General features: G+C 63.8%; 17 protein-coding genes, 4 tRNA genes and 1 pseudogene. 14 read left to right on the top strand and 8 right to left on the bottom strand.

Annotation, left to right across the window (positions count from 1 at the left end; genetic code table 11):
* Positions 1 to 27: 27 nt before the first annotated feature.
* From AC1MEY_RS18200 to AC1MEY_RS18190, 3 genes are all read right to left on the bottom strand, one after another.
* Positions 28 to 2,124, bottom strand: a complete 2,097-nt coding sequence (locus AC1MEY_RS18200; RefSeq protein WP_480226832.1) for an LCP family protein — start codon at positions 2,122 to 2,124, stop codon at positions 28 to 30.
* A gap of 206 nt (positions 2,125 to 2,330) precedes the next feature.
* Positions 2,331 to 3,416 carry a tRNA dihydrouridine synthase DusB gene (gene dusB / locus AC1MEY_RS18195; protein WP_480231551.1) on the bottom strand — a complete coding sequence of 362 codons (1,086 nt, stop codon included), beginning with the start codon at positions 3,414 to 3,416 and terminating at the stop codon, positions 2,331 to 2,333.
* Positions 3,417 to 3,496: 80 nt separating this feature from the next.
* Entirely contained in the window at positions 3,497 to 4,498 is a 1,002-nt protein-coding gene (locus tag AC1MEY_RS18190) for an acyl-ACP desaturase (RefSeq protein ID WP_480226831.1), read from the bottom strand.
* A 227-nt stretch (positions 4,499 to 4,725) separates the two neighbouring features.
* On the opposite strand from AC1MEY_RS18190, the gene AC1MEY_RS18185 reads away from it, so the two are divergent.
* Both AC1MEY_RS18185 and AC1MEY_RS18180 read left to right on the top strand, forming a co-directional pair.
* Positions 4,726 to 5,190, top strand: coding sequence for a hypothetical protein (locus tag AC1MEY_RS18185; RefSeq protein ID WP_480226830.1), 465 nt, complete (start codon positions 4,726 to 4,728; stop codon positions 5,188 to 5,190).
* Positions 5,191 to 5,311: 121 nt separating this feature from the next.
* Positions 5,312 to 5,731, top strand: coding sequence for a hypothetical protein (locus AC1MEY_RS18180; RefSeq protein ID WP_480226829.1), 420 nt, complete (start codon positions 5,312 to 5,314; stop codon positions 5,729 to 5,731).
* Between the two features lie 9 nt (positions 5,732 to 5,740).
* Here AC1MEY_RS18180 and AC1MEY_RS18175 read toward each other — a convergent pair whose 3' ends face one another.
* On the bottom strand, positions 5,741 to 6,325 hold the full coding sequence (locus AC1MEY_RS18175; protein ID WP_480226828.1) for a TetR/AcrR family transcriptional regulator: 585 nt from the start codon (positions 6,323 to 6,325) through the stop codon (positions 5,741 to 5,743).
* Between the two features lie 71 nt (positions 6,326 to 6,396).
* Here AC1MEY_RS18175 and AC1MEY_RS18170 point away from each other — a divergent pair, with 71 nt between their 5' ends.
* The 3 genes from AC1MEY_RS18170 to AC1MEY_RS18160 are packed head-to-tail and all read left to right on the top strand — an operon-like array spanning position 6,397 to position 9,104.
* Entirely contained in the window at positions 6,397 to 7,395 is a 999-nt protein-coding gene (locus AC1MEY_RS18170; protein ID WP_480226827.1) for an oxygenase MpaB family protein, read from the top strand.
* 32 nt (positions 7,396 to 7,427) lie between these two features.
* Complete coding sequence (locus AC1MEY_RS18165) at positions 7,428 to 8,576, top strand: serine/threonine-protein kinase (protein WP_480226826.1); 1,149 nt, start codon at positions 7,428 to 7,430, stop codon at positions 8,574 to 8,576.
* A gap of 42 nt (positions 8,577 to 8,618) precedes the next feature.
* On the top strand, positions 8,619 to 9,104 hold the full coding sequence (locus AC1MEY_RS18160) for a DUF2243 domain-containing protein (protein WP_480226825.1): 486 nt from the start codon (positions 8,619 to 8,621) through the stop codon (positions 9,102 to 9,104).
* Between the two features lie 8 nt (positions 9,105 to 9,112).
* Here AC1MEY_RS18160 and AC1MEY_RS18155 read toward each other — a convergent pair.
* A tRNA-Lys gene (locus AC1MEY_RS18155) sits at positions 9,113 to 9,188 on the bottom strand.
* Between the two features lie 116 nt (positions 9,189 to 9,304).
* On the opposite strand from AC1MEY_RS18155, the gene AC1MEY_RS18150 reads away from it, so the two are divergent.
* From AC1MEY_RS18150 to AC1MEY_RS18140, 3 genes are all read left to right on the top strand, one after another.
* Positions 9,305 to 9,377 (top strand) — tRNA-Glu (locus AC1MEY_RS18150).
* 47 nt (positions 9,378 to 9,424) lie between these two features.
* Positions 9,425 to 9,501 (top strand) — tRNA-Asp (locus AC1MEY_RS18145).
* A 39-nt stretch (positions 9,502 to 9,540) separates the two neighbouring features.
* A tRNA-Phe gene (locus AC1MEY_RS18140) sits at positions 9,541 to 9,614 on the top strand.
* Between the two features lie 44 nt (positions 9,615 to 9,658).
* On the opposite strand, the pseudogene AC1MEY_RS18135 reads toward AC1MEY_RS18140, so the two are convergent.
* Positions 9,659 to 9,943, bottom strand: a pseudogene (locus AC1MEY_RS18135) (tyrosine-type recombinase/integrase); the annotation flags it as partial.
* A gap of 7 nt (positions 9,944 to 9,950) precedes the next feature.
* Here AC1MEY_RS18135 and AC1MEY_RS18130 point away from each other — a divergent pair.
* Positions 9,951 to 10,784 (top strand): phage/plasmid primase, P4 family, encoded by an 834-nt coding sequence (locus AC1MEY_RS18130; RefSeq protein ID WP_480226824.1) that lies wholly within the window; start codon positions 9,951 to 9,953, stop codon positions 10,782 to 10,784.
* Positions 10,785 to 11,481: 697 nt separating this feature from the next.
* Here the strand turns inward: AC1MEY_RS18130 and AC1MEY_RS18125 are convergent.
* A complete protein-coding gene (locus tag AC1MEY_RS18125) occupies positions 11,482 to 11,844 on the bottom strand; it encodes a hypothetical protein (protein ID WP_480231741.1) in 363 nt (120 codons plus the stop codon).
* Positions 11,798 to 12,409, bottom strand: a complete 612-nt coding sequence (locus AC1MEY_RS18120; protein WP_480226823.1) for a DUF6602 domain-containing protein — start codon at positions 12,407 to 12,409, stop codon at positions 11,798 to 11,800. The genes AC1MEY_RS18125 and AC1MEY_RS18120 overlap by 47 nt, the downstream gene beginning before the upstream one ends.
* Before the next feature lie 251 nt (positions 12,410 to 12,660).
* Here AC1MEY_RS18120 and drmD point away from each other — a divergent pair, with 251 nt between their 5' ends.
* From drmD to drmC, 5 genes are read left to right on the top strand one after another with little or no spacing between them, the layout of a single operon-like run.
* Positions 12,661 to 15,786, top strand: a complete 3,126-nt coding sequence (drmD, locus tag AC1MEY_RS18115; RefSeq protein WP_480226822.1) for a DISARM system SNF2-like helicase DrmD — start codon at positions 12,661 to 12,663, stop codon at positions 15,784 to 15,786.
* 35 nt (positions 15,787 to 15,821) lie between these two features.
* Positions 15,822 to 19,850: an Eco57I restriction-modification methylase domain-containing protein gene (locus AC1MEY_RS18110; RefSeq protein WP_480226821.1), complete on the top strand. Its 4,029-nt coding sequence runs from the start codon at positions 15,822 to 15,824 to the stop codon at positions 19,848 to 19,850.
* The gene (gene drmA / locus AC1MEY_RS18105) at positions 19,847 to 23,563 is read left to right on the top strand and encodes a DISARM system helicase DrmA (RefSeq protein WP_480226820.1); all 3,717 of its coding nucleotides are present in this window, start codon (positions 19,847 to 19,849) and stop codon (positions 23,561 to 23,563) included. The genes AC1MEY_RS18110 and drmA overlap by 4 nt, the downstream gene beginning before the upstream one ends.
* Before the next feature lie 26 nt (positions 23,564 to 23,589).
* The gene (drmB, locus tag AC1MEY_RS18100) at positions 23,590 to 25,608 is read left to right on the top strand and encodes a DrmB family protein (RefSeq protein ID WP_480226819.1); all 2,019 of its coding nucleotides are present in this window, start codon (positions 23,590 to 23,592) and stop codon (positions 25,606 to 25,608) included.
* Entirely contained in the window at positions 25,605 to 26,303 is a 699-nt protein-coding gene (drmC, locus tag AC1MEY_RS18095; protein ID WP_480226818.1) for a DISARM system phospholipase D-like protein DrmC, read from the top strand. The genes drmB and drmC overlap by 4 nt, the downstream gene beginning before the upstream one ends.
* The last annotated feature ends 208 nt before the right edge of the window (positions 26,304 to 26,511 follow it).

Genomic DNA, 26,511 nt, shown 5'->3' with positions numbered 1-26,511 from the left:
AACGGACAGTGAATGCCGTTCGTCGGCTCATCCCTCGCAGGACGTGTCCGCCGCGTTGGTGACACTCAGATCCTCCGGCAGGGCGGTGGGCTCGCTGCTGGCGCCCTTGAGCACCTGCACCTGGACCGTCGATCCGCTGGGCCGCGGCGGCTCCACCGTCGAGAAGTCGGAACCCAGGACCACGCGGATCTCGTCACCCATGCCCGAGACGCGCTCGATCGTGGGATTGGCGAACGACGAGGCGACCGTGGCCGCGGCCTCCTCGTTGCCCGCGGAGAAGAACACGGTGGTCGAGTCGAGCGGTCCGGGATAGTCGTCGGGTTCGACGGTGTTGAAGCCGTGCTCCTGCAGCTCGGTGGCGGCGGTGGTGGCGAGCCCGTTCTCGCCGGTCGAGTTGGACACCCGCACGGTGACCGCACCCGGATCGGTGGTGACGGCGTCGACCATCTCGCCGTGCGCGTCGGGGGCGGCGCTGGTCGGGGTTCCGGGCACCGGGGTGTTGTCGGCGGCCTTCTCCTCGGGCAACGGATCGTCGTTGATGATCGCGTCGAACAGGGCCCTCGTGTCGTCCATCCGCGGGACCTCGTTGCCATACTCGTCGGCGTATCCGACGGTCGGCACGGTCAGGAACGTGATGCGGCCCGCGTTGACGCCCTGCACCGACTGGCCGAGGTCGACGAGGTCCTTGGTGTCGATGTTGTCGACGTAGCTGTCCGCGATGAACATGTTCACCACGTTGTTCAGCTTGCTCAGCGAGAAGAAGGTGTCCTTCGAGATCAGTGAGCGCAGCAGCGACGACAGAAACAGCTGCTGGCGCTTGATGCGGCCGTAGTCGCCGTTGGTCTCGGTGGTGACCTGCCGCGCGCGCACGTACTGCAGCGCGGTGTGCCCGTCGATCAGCTGCCGGCCCGCAGTGGGCAGCACGGTGCCCAGCTCGTAGTCCTCCAGCGGGGTCGTACTGCAGACCTCGACGCCGCCCAATGCGTCGACCATCGTCTGGAAGCCGGAGAAGTCGACGGCCATGAACCGATTCACCGACAGTCCGGAGAGCTTCTGGATGACCTTCACCAGGCACTTCGGCCCGCCGACCGCATAGGCCGAGTTCAGCTTCGTCTCGGTGTAGACCTCTTCGAGGCCGTACATCGGCGATTCCTCGTCGGTGATGGGTCCGTAGACCCGGGTCTGCGGGTCCCACGGTTCGCATTCCTGCGGCGTGATCGACAGGTCGCGCGGGAAGGACACCGCGACGACGCGCTTCCGGTTGGCCGGGATGTTGACCAGCATGATCGTGTCGGACCGCGCGCCGGCCGCGTCGTCGGTGGTGCCCGCGCCGACGTCGCTGTTCACGCCGATGCGGCTGTCGGTGCCCACGATGAGGAAGTTCTCGTCGCCGAACTGCGCGTTGGGATCGAGGATGTCGCGCGAACCGGGGTCCAGCGCCGAGACCTTGTTGAGGCTGCGGTTCTTGCTCGACTGCCACTGCCATGCCGAGCCGGTCATCGCGAGCGCGCAGATGGCGATCAGCGCCGCGGCGACGCGGCCGATGATCATGGCGCGGTGTCGGGTCCGGTGGGTGCGCACCGCGGGCAGCACGGTGGTCTCGCCGACGCGCTCGGCATCGCCGGCCGGGAAGGTCTCCGCCGGGCGGGGCTCGCCCGACAGGACGGGGAGTTCGGAGGCGTGCGCGGGGAGTGCGGGGAAGACGTCGGTGTGGGGATCGGCCTCGCGGCGCACCGGCTCGGGTGCTGGCTCGGGATCCGACTCGGCGACCGGCTCGGGATCCGACTCGGCGACGGGTTCTGGTTCCGCTTCTGGCTCCGGCTCGGCGCGGGCACGGCGGCGGGGACGGTCCTCGCCCGTGGTGGCCGCGGGGGCGGCGCCGGTGACCTTCGCGATGAGGTCGGCGACGGTCACGCCGTCGACGTGACTCCCGGCCGACTCGACGTCGTCGTCGTCGGGATCCGGACGGCTACGCCGGCCCGTCGAGCGGCTCTGCGAAACAGTCGGCCTCTCCCACGGCGCGGCGCCTGGCCCTGGGCGCGGCGATCGGGTAAGCCATTGATTGTCGTCACCCGGCTCGTCCGACCGTCGGCGGCCAGGAGTGGCGTCTTCACCGTCACTCATGTCCAGCGGTCCTCCGACTCCGGCTACGCACGCGGAAATTCGATGATGTGCTTCTAGTCTTGTAGCAGCACGACGTGGGCTCCGCTACCCGGAACCGGTACTGACGAACCCACATCGTACTGAGAGATCCTGAGAACGAACCAGTCGGCGAACGTTGCGGTGCCGTCTCGGTGCAGTGTCGCAGGCATCTCGGTGATACCTCTCGGTCACCCTCCGGAGTGCATGACGTCGGCGCCGAACGGCACCGTGCAGTCGTTCGGGTCGTCGAGCCAGCCCTCGGGCAGCGACACGCTCGCCGCGGAACCCTGGCGTCCCCGAGGACCCTCCGCGGCCCGCGGGAACTGCACGTCGTGGTCGAGGCGGGCCAGCAGGTCGTCCAGTTCGGCGAGCGTCTTGACCAGCGCCAAACCGCGCCGCAGGTCGGCGCCCGCCGGGAAGCCGTGCAGATACCAGGCGACGTGCTTGCGGATGTCACGCATCGCCTTGTCCTCACCGAAGTGGTCGGTGAGAAGCTCGCCGTGCCGCCGGATGATGCCTGCCACCTCGCCGAGGGTGGGCGGCTCCTGCACGGGCCGGCCGCCGAACGCGGCGGACAGCTCGGCGAACATCCACGGCCGGCCGAGGCAGCCGCGACCGATGACGACTCCGTCACACCCGGTGGCCGCCATCATCGCAAGCGCGTCGTCGGCGTCGAAGATGTCGCCGTTGCCGAGCACGGGGATGGAGGTGACGTGCTGCTTGAGCGCGGCGATCTGCTCCCAGTCGGCCGTCCCGGAGTACCTCTGGGCGGCCGTGCGAGCGTGCAGTGCAACGGCGGCCGCGCCCTCCTCGGCGGCGATGCGGCCCGCGTCGAGATGGGTGTGGTGGGCGTCGTCGATGCCGATGCGGAACTTCACGGTGACGGGGATGTCGGTGCCCTCGGTCGCACGCACCGCGGCCGAGACGATCTGCCCGAACAGCGCGCGTTTATAGGGGAGGGCGGCACCGCCGCCGCGGCGCGTCACCTTGGGCACCGGGCAGCCGAAGTTCATGTCGATGTGGTCGGCCAGGCCCTCGTCGGCGATCATCTTCGCCGCGGCGTAGGTGTTGGCGGGGTCGACGGCGTACAGCTGCAGCGACCGCGGCGACTCCTCGGGCGCGAACGTCGTCATGTGCATCGTCACCGGATGCCGTTCGACGAGCGCGCGGGCGGTCACCATCTCGCACACGTAGAGGCCGCTGACGGTGCCCTCACGCGCCAACTCCAGTTCGCGGCACAGCGTCCGGAAGGCGACGTTGGTGACGCCTGCCATCGGCGCCAGCACGACGGGGCTGCGCAAGGCGAACGGCCCGATCTTGAGGGATCGGGCCGTGTCCGTGTCCGGGGGAGCGGTTACGACGACGATGATCCCACCAGCAGGTTCTTGCGCGCCTTCTTCTCGGCCACCTGACGCTCGCGCTCGAGGCGGCGCTGCTTGGCCGTCTCGAACTTCTGGCAGGCCTCTTCGAGTTCCTCGATCAGCTTGCCGAGGTCGTCACGCATCTCGGCGGCCTCGCCGGTGAAGTCCTCGCGCTCGAAGATGCGCCACTTGCGCAGCACGGGCATCACGACGTCGTCGAGGTGGATGCGGGGGTCGTAGACGCCGCCGACGGCGATCGTCACGGCGCGACGGCGGAACTCGGGCACCGTGTATCCGGGCATCTTGAAGTTGCGCAGCACGCGGTGCAGCGACTTCATCGCCTGGTTGGGGGCGATGTCCAGACCGGCGGCCGACACGTCGCGGTAGAAGATCATGTGCAGGTTCTCGTCGGCGGACACGCGACCGAGGAGCTGGTCGGCGATGGTCTCGTTGCATGCCTTGCCGGTGTTGCGATGCGAGACGCGCGTCGCGAGTTCCTGGAACGTCACGTAGATGACGGAGTCGAACAGGCTCTCGGCGAACATGTCGCCCTGCGCGTTCTGGCCGGGGCTGAAGCCGCGGGTGACCTGCTCGAGCCGGATGGTCTCGAGTTCGACGGGGTCGATGGCGCGGGTGACGATGAGGTAGTCGCGCAGGGCGATGCCGTGGCGGTTCTCCTCGGCGGTCCAGCGGTTGACCCACCAGCCCCAGGGGCCGTCCATGCTGAAGTTCATCGCGATCTCGCGGTGGTAGGACGGGAGGTTGTCCTCGGTCAGCAGGTTCTGCACCATCGCGGTCTGGGCGATGTCCGACAGCTTCGACTGCTCGGGGCTCCACTCCTGCCCGCCGAGCGCGTAGAAGTTCTTGCCGTCGGACCACGGGACGTAGTCGTGCGGATTCCAGTCCTTGCGCATCGAGAGGTGCCGATTGATGTTCTTCTCGACCACGGGCTCGAGTTCTCGCAGAAGATGCAGGTCGGTCAAGTCCATCGCCATGGGGCGTCGTCCTCCTCGCGTTCGGAACCTCGGATAAGTATCTGTACCCGTTGGTTGCAGTCAATATATCTGTGTCCCCCGGTGACATTCAAGTTCTGTTATCCGAGTGTGACGGGTGTGGCACAGCTAGCCTCGAAACGACACTTCACCCGGTAGCATTCGGGGCGGGTCACCCCCGCCCAGCAAAAGCGCAGCCCACCCCGGCGTGACGAAAGGTCGCAGCAGACGTGAAGAAGATCCTGATTCTCGGAGCCGGCGCCCTCGGAGCTGCCTCGGTGTCCATGGCGTTGCTGGGGACCGGCGTCGCCAGCGCCGACGATGCGGTCGTCGGCCAGACGTTCGCCGATGCGAAGGCCGCGCTCAGCCAGCAGGGTCTGTCCGCGCAGGTCTCCACCACGGTCGGGGACCGCAAGGACTGGGACGCGTGCATCGTCACCAGCGCCACCAAGGCGCCCGGCATCGACGGCTTCGGCGACCAGCGCAACGGCGTCATGAACGTCAACCTCAATTGCTACGCAAAGTACGGAACGGCGAACTGGCCCGGCTTCTCGCTGGCCAGCCCGGAAGGCCGCAAGATGTACGAGGCGGATCTGGCAGCAAAGAAGCAGCGCGAGGCCGAGCAGCTGGCTGCGCAGCAGCAGGCCGAGGCCGAGCAACTGGCCGCCGCGAACGCCCAGACCGGCGGCGAGTAAACGCCGGACCAACACCTGCTGAGAGGCCCTTCAGCTGCAGGTCTACTAGTCGTGCACGGTCGAACTAGCGGCGGTACGATCCCCGCGAGCAAGGCTGTTACGACTCGCAGATAGGGCTACCGTGAAGAAGCTCATCGTTATTGGTTCTGGCGCTGCATGCGCATTCGCGTTCTCCGCGGTGCTGGGCACCGGCATCGCCTCGGCGGACGACTACGCGGGGCAGTCGTACTCCGACGCATCGTCCGCGGCCAGTGACGCCGGTCAGACCGTCGTGGTGGCGGCGCGCGTCGGTGACAAGGTCAGCGAGGACGAGTGCCTGGTCACCCGTTCGCAGACCGCACCGTTCGCGAGTGCCAACGACGGCGCGCACGTCTCCGACACCGTGCAGTTCTACTTGAACTGCAACGCCGGGGTCGCGTCGGCGACGTCGCCGGGCAACTCTCAGGCCAGCGAGGTCGGCCGGGCCACCAAGGCCGCCGAGGAAGAGGCCGCCGCGCAGGAGGAGCAGGAACTCGCCGCGGCCAGCACGCCCGACGAGTAGGCCGGTCGCTCAGCCGGTCGTCGCCCGGCTGAGCAACATGTCGACGCAATAGTCGATGAATTGCTCCCTCGTCGCGCTTAGTCGCCCGTTGAGGTAGGCCGTGAACAGCGCGGTGAGGGCACCCACCAGTCCCGTGGCGACCATCGCCGCCACCGCGGTGTCGGTGATCCGGGTCAGCTTGCGCTGCAACAGGTCGATGAACGTCGGCATCCACTCCGCGCCGGAACGGGCGAGCACCGGTTCGCGCTCCGGGGCGATCAGCAGGACGCGGCCGCGGGCCGGGTCGTCGACCATGAGGGTCACGAACCGCTCGACGGCGTCGCGTGGCGTGGTCGACGACGTCAGCGCGGACATCGCCGTGCTGCACACGTCGTCGTAGACGGCACGGACGAATTCGTCGCGGTCGGTGAAGCTCTCGTAGAAGTAGCGCTCGGTGAGGCCGGCCTCGCGGCAGACGGCGCGCACCGTCAGCGCCGGCCCGGTCGGTCCCCCCAGCAACTGCACGCCCGCGGCGACGAGTTTGTCGCGCCGCAGCGCCGCGCGTTCCCGGAGTGGGACGCCGGACCACTGGCTCCGTCGTTGACCGGACGTCACATTCCTCCTAAGCTCTTCGTTGACAACGACTGTAGTCAGAATCTCCCGCCCGGCCGATGGAGAAGCCGCCAGTGACACAAGATACGTCCCCGACCTGCCCGGTCACCAGCGACGCGGCGGTCGCCGTGGGCTGCCCCGTCGCGCCGGGTGGCTACGCCGCGCCGCCGCTCGGGCCCGATTCGCTCACCTGGAAGTACTTCGGCGACTGGCGCGGCCTGCTTCAGGGCCCGTGGGCGGGGTCCATGCAGAACATGCACCCGCAGCTGGGCGCCGCCGTCGAGGAGCACTCGACGTTCTTCGTGGAGCGGTGGCAGCGGCTGCTGCGTTCGCTGTACCCGATCGGTGGCGTCGTGTTCGACGGCGACCAGGCGCCCCGCACCGGCGCCGAGGTCCGCGACTATCACGTGGACATCAAGGGCGTCGACGCCCAGGGGCGCCGCTACCACGCGCTGAACCCGGACGTCTTCTACTGGGCGCACTCCACGTTCTTCGTCGGCACCCTGATCGTCGCCGACCGGTTCTGCGGTGGCCTCACCGAGGCCGAGAAGCGGCAGCTGTTCGAGGAGCACAAGGCCTGGTACGCGTTGTACGGCATGAGCACCCGGCCCGTCCCGGACACCTGGGAGGACTTTCAGGAGTACTGGGACCACATGTGTCGCAACGTGCTGGAGAACAACTACGCCGCCCGCGCGGTGCTCGACCTCAGCGAGCTGCCCAAGCCGCCGTTCGCCCGGCAGCTGCCCACCTGGCTGTGGAACCTGCAGCGTCCGCTGGTCGCCACGTTCTTCGTGTGGTTCACCGTCGGTCTGTACGACCCGCCGGTGCGCGAGCTGATGGGCTACGACTGGTCGGCACGCGACGAGCGGCTGCACCGGCTGCTCGGCACGGCGGTCGGCAAGGTGTTCGCCCTGCTGCCCCGTCGCGCCCGCATGCATCCGCGCGCCCGCGCCGGATGGGACCGCGTCACCGGTCGCGCGCCCGCCGACGCACCGCTGCCGGAGACGCCGGCGCGAAACCTGCCGCCGCTCGAGCATCGCGGCAACCCGATGCACTACTGCCCCAACGTCTGAGGACGGCCACCCGCGCCACTAGCGTGGGACCGATGGCGGACCACGAACTCCTGGGCGGCCGATACGAACTCCGCGGCCTGCTCGGCCACGGCGGCATGGCCGAGGTGCACGCGGGCTGGGACGTCCGGCTGAATCGGCCCGTGGCCGTGAAACTGCTGCACCGCTCGCTGCTGCACGACCCCGACTCGCGCGCCCGCTTCGGCGTCGAGGCGACCGTGGCCGCGGCGACCAACCACCCGAACATCGTGACCGTGCACGACAGCGGCGAGCATCACGGCGTCCCGTACCTGGTCATGGAACAGCTGCCCGGTACGACGCTGGCCGAGTCGATCGCCCGCGGACCCATGCCGGTGCCCTACGTCCGGGCCGTGCTGGCCGACGTCCTCGCGGGCCTGGCCGCCGCTCACGCCGCCGGAATCCTGCACCGCGACGTCAAGCCCTCGAACGTGCTGTTCGGCGCGACGGGTGAGGCCAAGCTCGCCGACTTCGGCATCGCGAAGTCCACCGGCGCGGACATCACGCGCGTCGGTCAGGTGGTCGGCACCATGGCCTACCTGAGCCCGGACCGCATCTCCGGCAAGCCCGCCTCGCCCGCCGACGACCTGTACGCCGTCGGCGCGATGGGCTACGAGGCCCTCACCGGCACGATGGCGTTCCCGCAGCAGGACCCGGTGCTACTGCTGCGGGCGGTGGCCGAGCGCGACGTGCGCCCGCTGCGCGCGGCGCGGCCCGACGTCGACCCCGTGCTCGCGGGCGTGATCGACCGGGCGATGTCACCCGATGCCGCGGTGCGGTTCCCCAGCGCCGACGCGATGCGCAGCGCACTCGTCGCGATCCGGCCGCCCACGCGGGTGCTCTCCGCGCCCGTGCCGCCACCGCTCACGGGTGCCGTGCCCCCGCCACCTCCGCCCGACCGCCGCCGAAAGGCGCTGGCCGGCATCGCCGTTGCGGCCGCCGTCCTGCTGGCCCTGGTATTGGTGATCGTGGAGGCGACGTCGTCGGAGCCGGCGACCTCCGAGCCGACGACCACACCCACGACGTCGAGCACGCCGTCGACGACGACGGCCGTGCCCGTCTCGACGTCGTCCGCGGTGCTGGTGCCGCCGCCCGCGCCCGGGCCGCCGGGGGAGCGGGGGCGGGGTGCCGACCGGCCGAAGAAGCCGAAGAAGGGCGACGACTGACACGGCCCGTTTGACGGCCGCGTCACTGGGGATCCGCGCCGCATGGCGACCACCGCGAAGCGCTCCACGACCACGCCGTCCGCGGCGCCGGGCCTACTGCTGGGACTAGGCCTCGGCGGTCTCGTCGACGGCATCGTCCTGCACGAGATCCTGCAGTGGCATCACATCCTCAGCAGCGTGCCGGAACACCCCACCGACACCGTGGCGGGCCTGGAGGTCAACGTCCTGGCCGACGGCTTCTTCCACGTGGTGACCTGGCTGCTGGTGATGGCGGGCACCACCATGACGGTCGTGGCATGGCGCCAGGGGCGGCTCGCCCCCACGTGGCCGTTCCACGTCGGGCTGCTGCTGCTGGGGTGGGGGATCTTCAACGTGGTCGAGGGTGTCGTCGACCATCAGATCCTTCAGATCCACCACGTGCGGGACGATCTCGGCGGCCCGCCGGCGTGGGACCTCGGGTTCCTGGCCTTCGGGATCCTGCTGATCGTCGTCGGGTGGGCGCTGTACCGGCGGGGTGCGCGGAGGTGACGACACCTTGGTACCCCCACCCGGGCTCGAACCGGGGACCTGCGGATTAAAAGTCCGTAGCTCTACCAACTGAGCTATAGGGGCGCGGTACAGAAGGATACTTGGCCACCCTCGTTTGAGGATTTGGGTGTCGGTACCCTAAGCTATCGAAGCTCCCAACGTCACCGCGTTGTGGGCAACCCCGAAGAGATTCGGCTTTGGCCCCCATCGTTTAGCGGCCTAGGACGCCGCCCTTTCACGGCGGTAGCACGGGTTCGAATCCCGTTGGGGGTACGACGCGACGGTGGTGACACCGGAGCAGCAGTAACGCAGGAAAGCAAGGCCCTGTGGCGCAGTTGGTTAGCGCGCCGCCCTGTCACGGCGGAGGTCGCGGGTTCGAGTCCCGTCAGGGTCGCCATCATTGGCGAGGTACACCGGTGTGAGTCGGTGGCCTTCCGGCCAGGTAGCTCAGTTGGTACGAGCGTCCGCCTGAAAAGCGGAAGGTCGCCGGTTCGATCCCGGCCCTGGCCACTTCAGAGGTTGTTTTGGCGTCGCTACGTGAAGCGATTCGACGTTTATTCGATGTTTATACCCATTGCCTTGTCTAGCGCCGCAGCCACTTCGGTGTGCACGGTGCCCCGCGACATGTAGACATCCTGGGTCATGGACGGCCGCGCGTGGCCCAGCTGGTCCGCGCCTACGCGGGCCGACAGCCCGGAATCGTCGATCAGCGTGGCCACCGTTTTGCGGAACGAGTGCGACGACACGTCCGGCAAGCCGAGGGAGTCGCGTACCTCTCGCCACTGCTTGCCGAAGTTGTCCGGGTCGCGCAGAGAGTCCGACGATGACGGGAAAATTACCCCGACCGTGTTCGTCCTACCGTTCTTCTTCGGGCAGGGGAGCAACGGCAAGTCGGTTCTGTGCGAGGTTCTGCTCGGCGTGTTCGGCGGCGAGTATGCGATCACCGCACCAGCCAACTTTCTTATCGCAGGTCGCGACAAGCATGAGACAGAAATTGCCCGTTTGCGCGGTGCGCGTCTGGTCGTCTGCTCCGAGGTCAACAAGGGCGCTCAGTTCGATGAGCAGAAGACCAAGATGCTGACGGGCGGAGATCAGCTGTCGGGCAGGGGAATGCGGGAGAATTTCAGCGACTTCACGCCGTCTCACACGCTCATTCTGACGGGTAATCATAAGCCGACAATGTCCGGCGGGGGCACCTCATTTTGGCGTCGCCTCAGCTTGGTCCCGTTCCTTCACCAGGTCGCCGCGGAGGACCGAAAAGAAGGTCTGGCCGCCAAACTCGTCGCGGAGGAAGGGCCCGGGATTCTGGCGTGGATTGTCTCCGGTGCGGTCGACTATCTGAAGTCTCGTGACGCCCAGGAGCACGACAAGTTGAGGGTTCCTGCGAGCGTTAGGGAGGCGAGCGAGGCATACCGGGAAGACACGCAGGGCTCGGTGGAGCGATTCCTGAGCGACTGCTGCACTGTCGGGCGGGATCAGCGTCCGCAGCGTGCGGCGGCTGTCTACGCGTCATACCGCGCGTGGACGTTCGCGATGGGTGAGCAGCCGGTGTCTGACGCTCAGTTTGGGTTGGACGGCTCGTCCTACGGACTGGAGAAGGCGACCCGCAACAGTTCAGGGGCGCGGTACTACGTCACTGTTCACACCGACCGGCTTCCAGCAAATGAATGCGCGAGTTGATGTGCGCCGCCGTCCCAGCACTAGACCCAACATCAAACTCCCCAAGCGGGTGTTGGCCAGTGCAGGGTTAATGCTGGAGGCAAGTCGGAAGCTCCGCAGGCCGTGCTGGGTAGTGCTGGGTGTGCTGGTTTCTTTAACTCGATGGAATCCGTCAGGATTCTGAGTCAAAAACTGCAGGTGCGACCTCCGATAAAGGCTTGTGGCCGTCGCAGTGTGCCAACCCAGCACACCCAACGCTGCTTACACGCCGAATGAGCCACGCAGCAAAGACGCCACACCACGACTGAAAGGAATATCCATGATCTATCGAGACGCCGAAGTATCGGCGCACACCCAGCGGAAGCGCACATGCGGGGAGGCTGCGGCCGATGCCCGAGCTGTGCTCGCCCAGATCGAGAGCGGCGCCCTCGACGCGCTGCCTCTAGCGGTCCGCGACGGACTGCGCATCGATGCCGAGCGAGCCTTGCGTGACCCAGTCTTGGCATTTGTGGTCGAGGTGCGACCGGCGCGGCGCAGCAGTGGTCGCACGGTGGTTGTGGCCTGCCCGATATGCCGAAAGAGGCACATTCACGGCTGGCCGTTGCGTGACGCTGCACCGGGCTGGCGTGGCGCCCACTGCATTCGTGGTCGGTCCTACTACATCCCAGGTCCGCGGGAAAGGGCAGTTACCTGAATCGCGACGCTCACCTCGACGAGCTCAGCCGTCGAACGAAAGTCCGCCCCGTTCAGAAAATGCGCTGGAGTACAGCCCGGGCGAGATCAGCGGCTCCAGCGAACGTCCATACCCGACACCTCCGTTTCGGCCAGCTGTGCGGCTGCGTCGAAGCTGCTCCGAGATCAGACGGAGCGAATCGTCCCTAGCTGCCATCTTGGCCCACAGTGCTGCTACCAACGTGGCCACGGGGTGATGGAACAGATCTGCGTTGTCGTCGCTGGAGCACATCCACACGTCGAAATAGGTATGCGACTTCTCCGATTCCTTCTTCGAGACGTTTGCCTCGCGGAACCAGCAATCAAGGTCGGCGACGCACACCAAATCCAAGTTTTCGCGCGGGTGCACGGTTGCAGTCGTTGACTCCTCTAGAACGTCGAGTATTTTCATAAACAGGATTGATTGTTTTGGCGTGTCGATAGGAACTTGCGAGCACTCCGAAGATCAACGGCGAAAACAGTTCTCCCACAATATTTCCGGGTATCTGATTGACACCTCGACGCAGATTCGCAGCTTCGTCCGCGGCTGACGTTAGCTTTTTCTTCGTGAGTTCGCCCTTTACGCTAAAGGCAGCAACAACACCCGAAACAAGCACTTCTGACCGCTCTCGGAGCTGCCGCGGATAGGCGGGATGGTAAATGACGAGATCCGTCTCAGAGGAGAGACTTGAACTGCCGTCTGGACCGTCGAGAATTAGATACTTCCGTGTTCCGATCTCATATTCCGGTGGAAGCCAGCCGATGAGTAGCCTCCGCCAAAGCGACTCGTAGAGGTGACCACGCCGCTGTATGCTCCGTCCGCGGTGCTTCCTCGTCCCTACTGCGGCCGATTTGGCAACATCGTATTCGCGCTGGATGTCGCCGCCGACCCCCGCAAGCCACCGGTGATGGGGCTGATCCACTTGTCCGCTCATGTCCGTCATCGAAGCGCGTGTGCACGCGCTCGTCTAGTTGCCGCGTCCGTATCCGCGAGGGACCTCTAGGGCTGGCGCTACTTGCCGGGGGCGCGGAATGCCGGCGGGCGTCGAAGCGAGAGCAGCAGAGCGTGGTTTGCTCCATGCGCGGGGGACATCGCGCGGCCTCGCCGAAGGACCATCCGTGTCAGACGGTGGTGCGATAGTGTCCGCCTCGGATTGTTTGTTTAGAAACATTGGGGTGGGGCTTCTTGTCAGTTGCGATTTCGCCACCGGAACCTGGTCAGGTTGTGGAGGTCAGGGGTTCGACGTGGGCGGTCGCGAACGTACAGGCACAGGGGTTGCCACGCAGTCCAGCTGACGAGGCAACCGCTCAGCTCAACCACGTCGTCGACCTTCAGTCGCTCGATGAGGACCGGCTCGGAGAGCAGCTGTCGGTCATCTGGGAGCTTGAGGTCGGCCAGACCGTAACTCCCGCGCAGGGCCTTCCCGAGACGATCAATCCCGGGGGCTTCGACGACCCCGTGACGCTGGCAGGGTTCGTCGATGCCATGCGGTGGGGTGCAGTGACGTCAGCTGATCCGAATCGGTATCAGGCGCCGTTCTGGTCGGGCGCCGCAGTCGAGGCTTACCAGTTGGAGCCGCTACGAAGAGCGCTATCCAGCCCACGCGCCAACCTACTGCTGGCCGACGACGTCGGGTTGGGCAAGACCATCGAGGCGGGGTTGGTCCTCCAAGAACTCTTCCTACGCCATCGCGCGCGCACCGCGGTCGTCGTATGCCCGCCCAGCTTGTCGCTGAAATGGCAGGACGAGATGCGGGACAAGTTCGGTCTGCAGTTCACCATCGTCAATAGCGAGTTAATGGCCGAAGTGCGCCGCAGCCATGGGTTGCATGCAAATCCGTTCCTGCTCTACCCGCGGGTGATCGTCAGCATGGCGTGGCTGCCCAAGGTGCGCGCACAACGGCTTCTCCGTGATGTGTACGCGCAGACGTCCAGCCCCAAGTCCGGCAAGCGATACGCATTCGACGTGTTGATCGTGGACGAGGCTCACCACGTCGCCCCGTCGAGTCCGAGTGCGGTGGCCGGTGGTCGCGGGTACGCGGTGGACACTCAACGCACTGTTGCCGTTCGCCAGCTTGCAGACAGATGCGAACATCGCCTCTTCTTGAGCGCCACACCACACAACGGCCACCCCGAATCCTTCACCGCGCTCATGGAGATGATCGACCCGCGACGGTTCTCACGCGGTGCACTACTCGACTCGAACGCGCTCAAGGACGTGACGGTCCGCAGGCTCAAGAAAGACTTGAAGGGCAAGGGATTCAAGGATCGTCAGGTCAAGGCGCTCCAATTCACGCCCGACGACACCGAACAAGAGATGTTCTCGCTGCTCGACGAGATCGTTACGCGTAGCGCCAAACAGAACGGCACCAAGCCCGGGGGCGACATCGTGACGATGCTGCTGAAGAAGCGTTTCCTGTCCAGCCCTTTCGCATTCGGGATGACGCTCACCCACTACCTCAGTTCAAGAGCCGGCCGAGGCTTGTCGGACGACTACGACGACATTTTTGGAGAAGGCCAGGCCGATGAGGAAGAAGGTCTGTGGGAGCAGGATGAGGCCGAGCGTCTCCGTGAATCCAAGGGCTCGGATCCTTTAACCGCTGCCAAGCCGGGGGAGTTGGAGAAGCTCGCCGAGTGGGGGCTGAGTTACGAGAGTCGCCCAGACGCGCGGCTGGAAGCGCTCGTCGAGTTCTTGGAAGCAGTGTGCCGACCGGACGGTAAGCACTGGACGAATGAACGCGTCGTCGTGTTCACCGAATACGCCCACACGGTCGATTGGCTGCAACGCGTGCTCGCGCAGCGCGGATACTCGGATCGACTGGCGGTCATCCAGGGCTCGACGAAGAGCGAAGATCGTGAGTACATCCGCTCGCAGTTCACCGAGGATCCGGCGAAGGAAGCGGTCCGCCTCCTGCTCGCCACCGATGCAGCGGGTGAAGGAATCGATCTGCAGACGCATTGTCATCGACTCGTCAACTTCGACATCCCCTTCAACCCTTCGCGGCTTGAGCAGCGAATTGGCCGCATCGACCGGTACGGCCAGGCCGAGCGGCCCGAAGTCTTCCACTTCGTGCCGGACGCCTCAGCCTCGACTTACGCAGCCGATGCGGACTTCATGGCCAGGATCGCGAGGAAAGTGGCCTTGGTCGAACAGGACCTCGGATCGGTCAATCAGGTTATCGGCGACGAGATCCAAGAACATTTCGCTCGCCGAAAATCACCCAAACGCAAGACCATAGGCGTCGACGCCAACGAGGTGATCAACTCCGCCCTAGCGGGTGGGATGGAGTTGAACTCACGGCTCACTCAACTGGAACAGGGCTACGACGAGTCCCGCGCTGAGCTCCACTTAGAGCCCGGCAACCTGCGACGGGTGGTGGATACCGCGCTGCGAATCAATCACCAGTCGCCTCTTGTCCCCATCGGCGACGACCGCACTGATGCCGACGTCTTCGAGATACCAGTACTTACCTCCGGTTGGCAGGACGCTTTGAAGGGACTGGACACCCGTCTGCAACCAGGCCGGATCCGTCCAATCACCTTTGACGCCAACGCGATCGATGGGCGGAACGACCTGGTCTACGTCCACCTTGGCCATCCGATCGTGCAGAAGGCACAACGCTTGTTGAGACGGTCGCTATGGAGCGTTGACTCAACTCTGAACAGAGTGACCGCTGTGGTTGTCGACGATCTGTCGGAGTCGTTCGTAGCGGCCGTGACCAGAATGGTGTTGGTCGGCCGTGGTGGAGTGCGACTGCATGAGGATGTTTTCCTGGCGGGTGTCCGGTTGAAGGGGCGCCGGGCGATGGCCGAGTCGAAAGCTGAAGCAGCGCTGGAGCTAGCACTGGATGGCCAGAATTTGAAGTCAGCGAACAATCGGACGGTCACTGCCCTCTGCGCCACGTGGAACGAACCGGACGCGCCACTGCGGAAACGCTTAGAGGACTCGATGAAGGACCGGGCCGCACGCCGGCATGAGCTGGTCATGGAGCAGCTTGCAAGTCGGCAAAGCGCCGATACGCGCCGTGCGCACGAAATCTTCGCGGCGTTTCGCGCAAATCTTTCGGAATCGCTGAATCAGCTTCGTACGAAAGACGCTGAGGCGGAGGCGACGCTGTGGGGTGATGAGCAGCAAAAGCAGTGGCGCCGAGACATTGAGGCGATGGAGCGGCGGCTCGACGAGCTTGACGACGAGGAGTATCGCGAAGTTGTGGCGATCGCTGATCGCTATGCCGATGTGAAGCCTCATACAACTGCTGCGGCTGTGGTTTTCGCGTTGACGCATGACGACGCGGATGGGGGCTTGAAGTAGTGGTGATTTCGCCCCGCCGTCGGGTGGTTCCGAGTGTGGCTGATCTGCATCGACAGTGGTTGGAGTTGGTGGATACCGACGGGCCGTTCCTGGCGGTGTCTCCGTTGAAGCGTGTGTGGCCACAGGGAGTGCCGGCGTTGCCGGAGGATCGTCGGGAGGCACTGTCCCATGCGCGCAAGGATTTTGAGTCTGCGTGGGAGACGTTGGATCGCTCTGGGGGCGACGATGCTGCGGTCGAAGCGTATCGGTCGGCACGGGACAAATGGGTGGAGACCGTTTTACGCGATGTCGTGGGGTGGGCAGAGTCGTTGTCGTGGGGGCAGGTTCCAGGTGTGCAAGCGCAGTCGCCCAATCGCGCGGTGACTGTGACCGCGCAGGCAGCACTGTTGGGGACCGATGGCCTCGGTGCGTTGGTGCATTTGGTCGACCCGGTGGAATCGTTGCGGCAGACGCCGAATGGTTTGTGGGCGGCGACTCCCATCGATCGGATGGAAGCGCTGCTGCGTGACAACGGCTGTGCGATTGGCATTGTCACCGACGGCCGCTGGTGGGGTTTGGTGTGTGCCCGCGAAGGCAGCATGGTGGCCTCGGGCGTCGTTGATGCGCTGACATGGATCGAGGAGCCGCGGACTCGGGATGCCTTTCTCGCGGTCATCAGCCGTCAGTACATAGTGGGCGGAGATCCGGCCGAGCGGTTGCCGGTGCTGTTCGCAGAATCCGTCGCGGCAGCCGAAGAGATCACCGAGGCGCTTGGCGCCCAGGTGCGCCGCGCAGTGGAGTTGTTGGTGCAGTCCTTCTCCGAGTCAGCGGCCGACGCTACCCGACGTGGTGCACCGGATCCGTTGCCCGAGAACACGCATCAGGTATACGAAGCGGCTGTCACGGTGATGATGCGGATCGTGTTCTTGCTTTTCGCCGAAGAGCGCGGTCTGTTGCCTTCGGGGGAATTGTTCGCGCAGGGCTACGGCATCTCGGGCGAATTGGACCGGCTTCAATCTCGCGAGGTGGATGACGGCGAGGAGGCACTAGATGCCACGTCGCTGACGTGGCATCGACTGCTTGCCACTAGTCAGGCGCTATATCGAGGGGCGTCGTTCGAGAGCATGCGAATGCCCGCCTACGGCGGCTCCCTATTCGATCCTGCCCGTTTTGGCTTCATGACTGCGGCGAGTGAGCACGGCACGCTCACGCTCACAGTCTCAGATCGGGTGATGTTGCACGTGCTGCGATCAGTACAGCAGGCGGTTCTCAAAGGTGGTGAAGCGCGCCGTATCTCGTTCCGCGACATCGATGTCGAACAGATCGGCTACATCTACGAGGGTCTGCTCGGCTATACGGCCGTGACAGTCAGCGAAGCCTACATGGGGTTGCGCGGGACGTCGGGGGATGAGCCAGAGATCCCGCTATCAGTGCTGGAGAAAATGGCTTCCGAGGACATGGATCCGAAGAACCTTGCTGCCGCCATCCAGCGGTGGGTCGATCACGATCAGCCATCGGCCAAGCCCCAATCGACCGCGGCGATCACTAAGGCTGTTGGGGCCGTGGTGGAGCCAAACATCGTCAGTGGTCTGACGCAGGCTGTCGGTGGCGACGAAGGACTACGGGATCGGGCACTGCCGTGGCTGGGGCTGGTTCGGCTCGATCTTCGTGGGCGTCCGTTCGTAGTGCTCGGCGGTGGGCTAATGGTCAAGGAGACTCCCTCACGCAAGAACGCTGGTGCGCATTACACCCCGAAATCGCTTGCGGAGGACGTGGTTCTGTATGCACTGCAACCTCTGTGTTACTCGCCGGGGCCGTATCGCACTGCTGACGAGGTTGAATGGAAGCTGAGGTCCTCCGACGACATCCTGAGTTTGAAGGTCGCTGACATAGCATGCGGCTCCGGAGCATTTCTGGTCGCCGCGGCGAGATACCTCGCGGATCGCGTCGTAGAGGCTTGGACCTCCGAGGATCCAAGCAACAGTCACCGCGGGGATCTCAAAATGCGGGCTGTCCGCGAAGTGGTTGCCAACTGCCTCTACGGTGCCGACATCAACGACATGGCAGTCGAGATGTGCAAGCTTTCTCTATGGCTGGTCTCGTTAGACCGCGATCTGCCGTTCTCATTCGTAGACGACAAAATCTTCCACGGCAACTCGCTGCTGGGGCTGACGACCCTGGACCAGCTGCGCAAACTGCACATTGATCCTGCACGCGTGCCTGTGGGGGAGATGTTCGAGATCTTCGACGTTGACATTGACGCCACCATCCGCAAGGCCGTCGATCTACGCGAACGGCTTGCCACCCCGATCGACGACAACGATCCTGCCCGAAATAGCGCTGCAAAACGCCGTCAACTTAGCGAACTGCGCAGTGTGACGGCTGACCTTCGAACAATCGCCGATGGCGTGATCGGCGCCGGCCTACCACTAGGCGGCAAACCCGGCAAGGCCCTCGACGAGGTCTATGAGAACCTGCGCATCGCCGTCAAGGCTGCACACCCGCAGACCGGACAATCGGACTCCACTCACCTCAACACAATCATCGACAGCGGATTAAAGCCCACCGTTCCCACCGACTACAGTCGCTGGAAACCACTCCACTGGATTATCGAAGCTCCTGACGTCGCAGCCGATCACGCCGGATTTGACGCGATCATCGGCAACCCGCCCTTCCTCGGCGGCTCAAAGATCACCGGAGCGATGGGTGAGCCTGTGCGTGACTGGTGGATCCATCAGATCGCTAACTCTCAGCGCGGCAACGCCGACCTAGTTGCATACTTCTTCCGTCGCGCGTTCGAACTGCTCAATCAACATGGCAATCTTGGGCTGGTCGCAACAAACACCATCGCGCAAGGCGAGACGAAGCTCGTCGGTCTCGACGGACTTGTGACAAGAGGCTTCAGCATCGTCCGCGGGACCAAGAGCGCACCTTGGCCCGCCGCAGGAGCAAATCTTGAATACGCTGCTGTCTGGGGCACCTCTGCGAAGTTGCCGGATGGACTGCCTCGGGTCGTCGACGGAGCCGTGGTCGACCACATATCCACAATGCTGGAGGCATCCGCTCGGATTACGCTGAGCCCGGTTGCGCTGCCCGCGAATCGCGGCGTTGCCTATGAGGGCTGCAAGATAACTGGCAAGGGGTTCATAGTAAGCGAATCCGAAGCGCTCGAATGGATTGACACGTTCGCCCCGAATCGAGATGTGCTTTTCCCATTTCTGAATGGAGATGACCTATATTCGCGGGCCGATCTCTCGGCAAGTCGTTGGGTGATCGACTTTAATGATATGGACGAAGCCGCGGCGCGTAAGTATGCAGAGCCGTTCGCGCGAGTTATTCGAGATGTCCGCCCAGTGCGGATGGAAAACAACCGCAAGGTATACCGAGATTATTGGTGGAGATTTGCCGAACGCAGGCCAGCTATGAGGCAAGCGATTCGGGATTTAGATTCGGTGCTTGTGTTGACGAGGGTTAGCCGGACCGTCCTCCCTGTTCGTGTTCCAAATAATCAAGTACTGAGCGACAGTCTCACTGTTTTTGCGTTGAATTCTGCAAGCGATCTCGCTGTGCTGAGCTCCTCGGCTCATCAGTGTTGGGCTATTACCTACGCATCAAGTATGCGGACTGACCCGCGCTACACGCCTTCGGAATGCTTCGAAACATTCCCGAGGCCTGATCCGAATGACACTTTGGATCTTGTAGGTCAGAATCTCGATTCGTACAGGAGAGAAGTCATGCTGCGTCGAAGTATCGGTCTGACGAAACTCTACAAGCTCATTAATGATCCGCAGATCGCATCGGCGTCGGATGCCGACGTAGGGCGCATTCGCTCGACCCACGTCGAACTTGACGAGGCCGTAATGCACGCATACGGATGGTCGGACATTCCCCTTAGCCATGGCTTTCACACTTACCGGCAAATGGAGCGGTGGACGGTAAGCCCTGCGGCCAGGGTGGAGATTCTCGATCGGCTCTTGGAGGAAAACCATCGTCGCGCGGCTATCGAGGTGTCGTCAGAAACGTCGGAGCGGAGGGCCAAGAGGGCGGGGGCGGTATCGTCGACGGAAGGCACACTGTTCGGATGACCAACTCCCCGGAGATCGTAACGGGTCCGCAGGCGACTTATGACTTGCGCTACTCGCCTGACGGGACTTCGTTCACCGTCCGCCAAAATCTCGTTGACGTTCTAGAACGTGAACTTCTCGGGCCAATCCATGGTCCGGAGGAACTGCTGCCGTTCAGCCCCCGATCCCAGTACCTCGTCGGCTACATCGCCCCGGTCAAGTTGACCAACGCAACGTCTTCGGAGGAACAGACGGAGGAGACGACAGACCGGGGGAGTCTGGTCGAGGCGCGGGTAGATGAAGAGGCACTTGTAGAGGGCCGTGGCGTCCCAGCGTTTTCGGCAGACGCAGGTGAGGCCGATACTGAAGATGACGACACGGAGGATCGAGCACCGAAGCAAGGCTTGATGATCCCGTCGTCAATGGGTCTGCGATTTCAGGTCCCAGTCGATTTGGAGTCGTTCGTCGTTACAGCGACGTGGGGTACTTACGAGACCGTCGAGACGGACAAGGTCACGAAGGCCGGCCGGCCACTCAGAGACTTCCAACGGATTCCTGTTGAGGAATCGCGGGTCGTCCGAATCAGCGACCTGACGCAGGGCACGACAACGACCGTGCCTTTGCGGGAGTCAATAGGCCTACGCATTGACCTGTATGACGACCCGATGTTCGAGCGAGCACTAGTCGAGATTGCGTTGTGCAACGACCGTGAGACTCCCACGCCGATCCCGCTGGGAATGTGGATGTTCCAGACGAAGCTTCACGTAGACGCTGGCGGCGCAGACGTCTTTCTGCCCGTTCGCGATGTGCTCGAACAAGATTGGCCCGAGCACGACGACGAGCTGCGTCGCTTGAATTTGCAGTACCGTAATCGGCTGGAGTACGCGATCGGACGCACATGCTCGGTTGACTGGGCAGTGAAGAACGGGGCGCGGCGAGCGTCCGCGGTATGGACCACCTGGCTTCCTGTCGCCGAGACCCCACAAACCCGAGCTCGATCAGTCGAGACCGCCCTATTGGCAATGGATGGGCTTTCTAAGGCGAACCATGATGAGTTACGGACGGGACTGGAACCGCTCGTAACCGGCTACGACACTTGGATAGACAGCCAGGAAGTGACTGCCAGCGCGTTACCGGAACATCTCAGGGCCACTGCCGAGCCGGTGCTCTGGCAGGCGCGCCAAGCCCACTCCCGCCTGCAAGCAGGACTAAACCACCTCGCTACCGATGCAGAAGCGTTGCGCTGCTTTCACTTCATGAATCGGGTGATGCGAGACCAGCGGATCTCGACCCAAGTCGCAGCTGAACGAGCATCCGATCCCACCCTCTCGATTGAGGACGCCCAGGTGCGCGTCGCGGGCCGCGGCGATTCAGCGGCTTCATGGCGACCATTTCAGTTAGCGTTCATCCTGATGCAGCTTGGTGCGCTCACCGACCCGACGACACCCCGCCGCAGCGCCGACCACCAGGCCCGCGTGGAGCTCCTGTTCTTCCCCACCGGTGGCGGCAAGACCGAGGCTTACCTCGGCCTCGCGGCATATACGTTTGCGATCCGCCGTCGACAAGGTGTGCTTCCCTCCGCCGAGGGGCCGCTTGACGGCAACGACGGTGTCGCTGTGCTGATGCGATACACGCTCCGCCTGCTGACCTCTCAACAGTTTCAGCGCGCTACGGCGTTGATGTGCGCCGCGGAACTCGCTCGTCGAGCAGACGAGGCGATTTGGGGCACTGAGCCGTTTCGCATCGGCCTGTGGGTCGGCACGGATGTGAGTCCGAAGCGGTTCGAAGAAGCAGACGAGCAACTTACTCGGGCCAATGAATACGGTGCGCACCGCCTCACCGTGTTGCAGATCCAGCGATGCCCATGGTGCGGAACCCCAATTACGGCCGCTCATGTGAAGGCCGACGCAACGTTGCGCCGTGTCTTCGTTCACTGCGGTGACGAACTCGCGCGCTGCCCGTTCGCCAAAGGAGGTGCAGTCACAGAGGGCCTCCCCATCTTGACGGTCGACGAGGAGATCTACCGGCTAACACCGGCTTTCGTAATCGCGACCGTTGACAAATTCGCGCGCTTGGCTCGGGAAGGTGAGGCCGCGGCACTCTTTGGATACGTGGGCCAAAAATGCGGGCGCCACGGATATGTGCACCCTGACTACGCTGCGTGCAACATCTCGACGGCCCACCCGGCGACGAAAGGTCAACCCGCTGCGACCGTGCGCCCCGTCGACCGGCTGCGTCCGCCAGACCTGATCATTCAAGACGAACTGCACCTTATCACGGGCGCCCTCGGCACCTCGGTCGGCCTGTTCGAAGTTGCGGTCGAGACTTTGTCGTCATGGGAGACGCCCGACGGTACACCGGTGCGGCCGCTCATCGTCGCTTCGACCGCGACCGTCCGCAACGCCCAGGAGCAGGTGCGCGGTCTCTATGGCCGTCAGGTCGAGATCTTCCCGCCTCAAGTGCTCGATGTTGCCGACACCTACTTCTCGGAGGAGATACCCATTAGCCAGAAGTGGCCTGGCAGGCGGTATCTGGGAGTCAGCGCTCAAGGTGTTCGACTCTCAAGTGCGGAGATCCGGGTCGCTGAGGTTCTCCTCTCGGCAGGACAACTGCTGTTCGACCGCTGCAAAGCGGACGCAGACCCATACATGACCTTGGTCGGATACTTCAACGCAACACGCGAACTGGCCGGCATGACCCGCTACATGGCCGACGACGTGCAGAACCGCGTGAAGCGACCTCGCAAGGACTCAGGATTTCCCTCGCGGCTCGGGGCCTCTTACGGCCTGCTAAACATCGGCGAACTGACCTCGCGGATCGCATCGGCGGAGATCGGCCAGACCCTCGACCGCCTCGGTTTGGAGTTCGATCCCGATTACGACACGACCGAAGCGATGCGCACGCGCCTCGCCGATAAAGCAGCGGACAAGCGGGTTGCGGCGCGCAAGGAATCTCCCTTCGATGTCGTGCTCGCTACCTCGATGCTGCAAGTAGGTGTGGACGTGCAGCGCCTCGGTCTGATGCTCGTCGTCGGACAACCAAAGAACACCGCCGAATACATCCAGGCATCCTCCCGCGTTGGGCGCGATGCGACCGACCGACCCGGATTGGTTGTTGCACTCGGGAACTGGGCACGTCCGCGCGACCTCGCGCACTTCGAGCAGTTCCGTCACTATCACGAAACCTTCTATGCCCAAGTTGAAGCGCTATCGGTGACGCCGTACTCGCCGACGTCGCTGGCGCGCGGGATCGACGGCCTGCTCGTCAGCGTCGCAAGGGTCACTCAAGCGTTTCAGGCTGAAGGACTCTCCCCGGAGCGAAATGCCTGGAGAATCAAGGACAGTTTGCCCGCCGTTGCGCGCATCGTCGAACGGCTGAAGAAGCGCATTGCAGCCGCCTCGCTTGATGACGAAGCCACGAAGCGGGCGAGCGACTTGCTCGTGAACCGCATAGACCGCTGGTCCGAGCGCGCCAAGCGCGCAACTGAAATGAGCAAGACACTGGTGTACGAACGCACTGGTGAAGGCGACAAGTACATGTCGCTGATCATCAGCCCGGAAAACGCGAAGGCATCCGTTGGAAGTTCGGCCCAGGCGCCGTTCGTGATCGCCAATTCGATGCGCGAAGTGCAACCCGAGATCAACGTGTTGGTCAGTCCCATTCCCGAACGCCTCTTCTCCACGGCCCCGCAAGGCGCGCCTACATGGCAACTACCCGCCGGACTGGACGACTGATGACGGACACAGTTTCAGCAGACTCGATGCTTCACGACAGCACGGAACCGCTGGACCCACTCGCCGACGTCGACGAAGGCATCGCCAAGAACCGTGCCAAGGTCGGCTCTGCACGCCCGTCATCGCTTCTCTACACCTACGGGCCCGGCGCGATCATGGATCTGCCTGGCTTCGCTGTGATGCCGGCGGGTCTCGATGACTGGGAGCCGATCTGGAAGCGCCGCGAGCACGTGCCGACGATCGTCGAGCCACGTCTGCTCAAGGTGGTGCAACTGCACCTTGGTCCGCAGGTGGTCTCACTGCGCCCATACCCGTGGCAGCCAAAGCTCAGTTCGATGTCGAAGGAAGGCACCGATCTCGGAATCCCTGCGCGAGTGTTTCCCCAGTGGTTCCGCTGCACCGGATGCGACTATCTCGGGCCACTGCCGAGGTTCTCCTACATCAACACTCACCCCTACCGTCCTGACCTCGCACAGTTCACACACAAGAGCTGCCCCGGTCGGGGCAAAGCATCGGGTACTGCGCGGAAACGTGAGAGCCCGGCCGTGCCAGCTCAGCACCTGCTTACCTGCACCAACGGTCACCTTGACGAATTCCCCTACGCGCTATGGGTGCATCGCGGTGCCAAGTGCCAAAAGGCAGAGCTTCCTGACCTCAAGATGCGAGACGCCAACCTCGGGAAGAGTGTGGGCTCGACCATCATCTGCCAGTCATGCGCAAAGACCCGCGGAATGGCCGAGGCACAAGGAAGGATCGGACGCGAGAAGCTGCCGCAGAAATGCCGCGCGCGCCATCCACATCTGAACGCATTCGACCCGGAATGCGATGCCCGCCCCGCATTGATCATGATGGGCGCCTCGAACTTGTGGTTCGGGTCCACCCAATCGATCATCGTGATGCCGCGGTCAGAATCCGACAGAAGCGACTTCCTCGCAGACCGCTTGAAGGCTGAACTCGGTGTCGAACAGATCAAGCAATTCGCCGCCCAACTCGACGTGATCCGAGCCCTAGCCGGCGCCAAGAATGTTGACGTCGTCGGCATGTCAGACACTGATCTTGCGGCCGCCATCACAACGGTGCTAGAGCCTCCAGATTCGGACACTGAGCGACGGGACAAGCTCGAGAGGTGGGATCCCATAGACCTTCTCGTCCCGGAATGGCGATACTTGCAACAGCCAGCGCTATTTCCTCAACAGGCCAACACCACCGGGTTGATGGTCACGGAGATGCAGCGGGGGCCTGATCTTGCGAACGGCATTAGTCGCGTGGTCGCCGTGAACCAGATGAAGAAAGTCAATGCCTTCTTGGGGTTTACCCGCCTCGACGAACTCGACCGGGTCAACGACGTGGCGGGCCGACTCGTCAAGCTGACCCGCAACGGCAAGCCGGCTTGGGTGCCTGCCACCGAAGATCGCGGTGAAGGAATCTTCCTGCAACTCAACCTGTCCGAGGTCGATGCGTGGGAGTCGCTTGTTTACCAGACAGCGTTGTGGCAGGCGCATCGAGACGCGAATCGAAGAAATTTCCAGCGGCGATTCTCGGAGACGTCGAAGCAGATCGACCCGGACGAACGATTGCCAGCCCCTCGATACTGGCTATTGCACACGCTGTCTCACATCCTGATTCGCGAAATGGCGATGTCATGTGGCTACGGTGCGGCGAGCTTGTCGGAGCGTATCTATGGTTGGCCAGCGGCTGGGCAGCGAGAAGCGGCTGCTGGAGTGCTGATCTGCACGACGGCGTCCGACAGCGAGGGCACGCTCGGCGGATTGGTGGCACTGTCCGAGCAGACGAAGTTCCAAGGCCTCGTCACCTCGGCCCTTCGTCGCGCTTCGCGATGCTCCTCTGATCCGGTCTGCGCGATGCGTACGCCGTCAGATCCCGAGGATTTCCTTCATGGAGCAGCGTGTCACTGCTGCTCGTTCGCATCCGAAACCTCATGCGAACGAGCCAACCGGTTCCTCGATCGCCGGTTTCTCCTTACTCTTCCGACAGCCGGCGGTGACCCCGTTCCGGGGTTCTTCGGGAGTCCGGATGCTATATGAATCCGTTGGCGGAGCTCGGTGAATACCTATCAGCGGGTGAGGCTGAAGGGATCGCCGTTCTGCTCGATGTGGGTGAGCACCGTAGCCAAGCCGTTCACGCGGTGTCTGCGTCGCGGCGTCAGCGGGCGGCAGAGTTGCTAACCACCGCAGGTCTGGGCCATGCCGATCGCGAACGATCCGTCTCGGTCCTGCAGGCGATTGCTGGAGCTAAATCTGTTCATCGACAACTGATTCCAGTATGGACGATGCCGGGAAACGAAGCGAAGATCGGCCATCTGACCGGCGAATTCCACCGGCTCGTCGAAGGTGCACGGGTATCAGTGACGTGCGCCAGCTACAACTTCACCAACACATCCAACATGTGGGCCGTGCTGAAGGATGCATCCGATCGTGCGGGTGTCACAGTGTGCGTGTACGTCGACGCCGACAAAGGCGAACCGAACGCAATCAAGGTTCAATTGCCGCAGGCAACGGTCTACAAGTCAGCGCGACTTGTCGATGGTCAGCAGATAGTGAGTCACACCAAATTCATCGTCATCGATCACGAAATCGTTTTGCTCACAAGCGCGAACTTCTCCTGGAGCGCCGAGAACCGCAACATCGAGTTTGGACTGCTTGTCCAAGACGGCGGCCTGGCCGCGTCCATCGAGTCAACTATGGCAAGTAAACATGGGACGTTGTACGAGCTCGCCTGATCTCCGGCGCCATGCCGTTCTCCAGCCTGGATTTACGGGGTGGGGGGTGCCCCCCTTCTCGGCCGATCCCGCCTCTCGTGGCATAAGCGGCCTTCTCTCCCCAACGTTTTTCCCAGATGTACGCCTCAACCGACAAGGCGGGTGCCGCTAGCCGGCCAAGAAAGAAGCCATCGACGCGGTTGGTTGCAACGCCAGGCCAAGAGCGGCG

This window comes from Mycobacterium sp. PTI7 (genome assembly GCF_056679845.1).
This window is presented reverse-complemented; position numbering and strand designations above follow the sequence as displayed.

Coding starts and splice junctions, on each gene's coding strand:
- AC1MEY_RS18200 (WP_480226832.1), bottom strand. CDS start 2,124: ATGAGTGACGGTGAAGACGCCACTCCTGGCCGCCGACGGTCGGACGAG.
- dusB (WP_480231551.1), bottom strand. CDS start 3,416: ATGGCAGGCGTCACCAACGTCGCCTTCCGGACGCTGTGCCGCGAACTG.
- AC1MEY_RS18190 (WP_480226831.1), bottom strand. CDS start 4,498: ATGGCGATGGACTTGACCGACCTGCATCTTCTGCGAGAACTCGAGCCC.
- AC1MEY_RS18165 (WP_480226826.1), top strand. CDS start 7,428: ATGGCGGACCACGAACTCCTGGGCGGCCGATACGAACTCCGCGGCCTG.
- AC1MEY_RS18160 (WP_480226825.1), top strand. CDS start 8,619: ATGGCGACCACCGCGAAGCGCTCCACGACCACGCCGTCCGCGGCGCCG.
- AC1MEY_RS18120 (WP_480226823.1), bottom strand. CDS start 12,409: ATGAGCGGACAAGTGGATCAGCCCCATCACCGGTGGCTTGCGGGGGTC.
- drmA (WP_480226820.1), top strand. CDS start 19,847: ATGACCAACTCCCCGGAGATCGTAACGGGTCCGCAGGCGACTTATGAC.
- drmB (WP_480226819.1), top strand. CDS start 23,590: ATGCTTCACGACAGCACGGAACCGCTGGACCCACTCGCCGACGTCGAC.
- drmC (WP_480226818.1), top strand. CDS start 25,605: ATGAATCCGTTGGCGGAGCTCGGTGAATACCTATCAGCGGGTGAGGCT.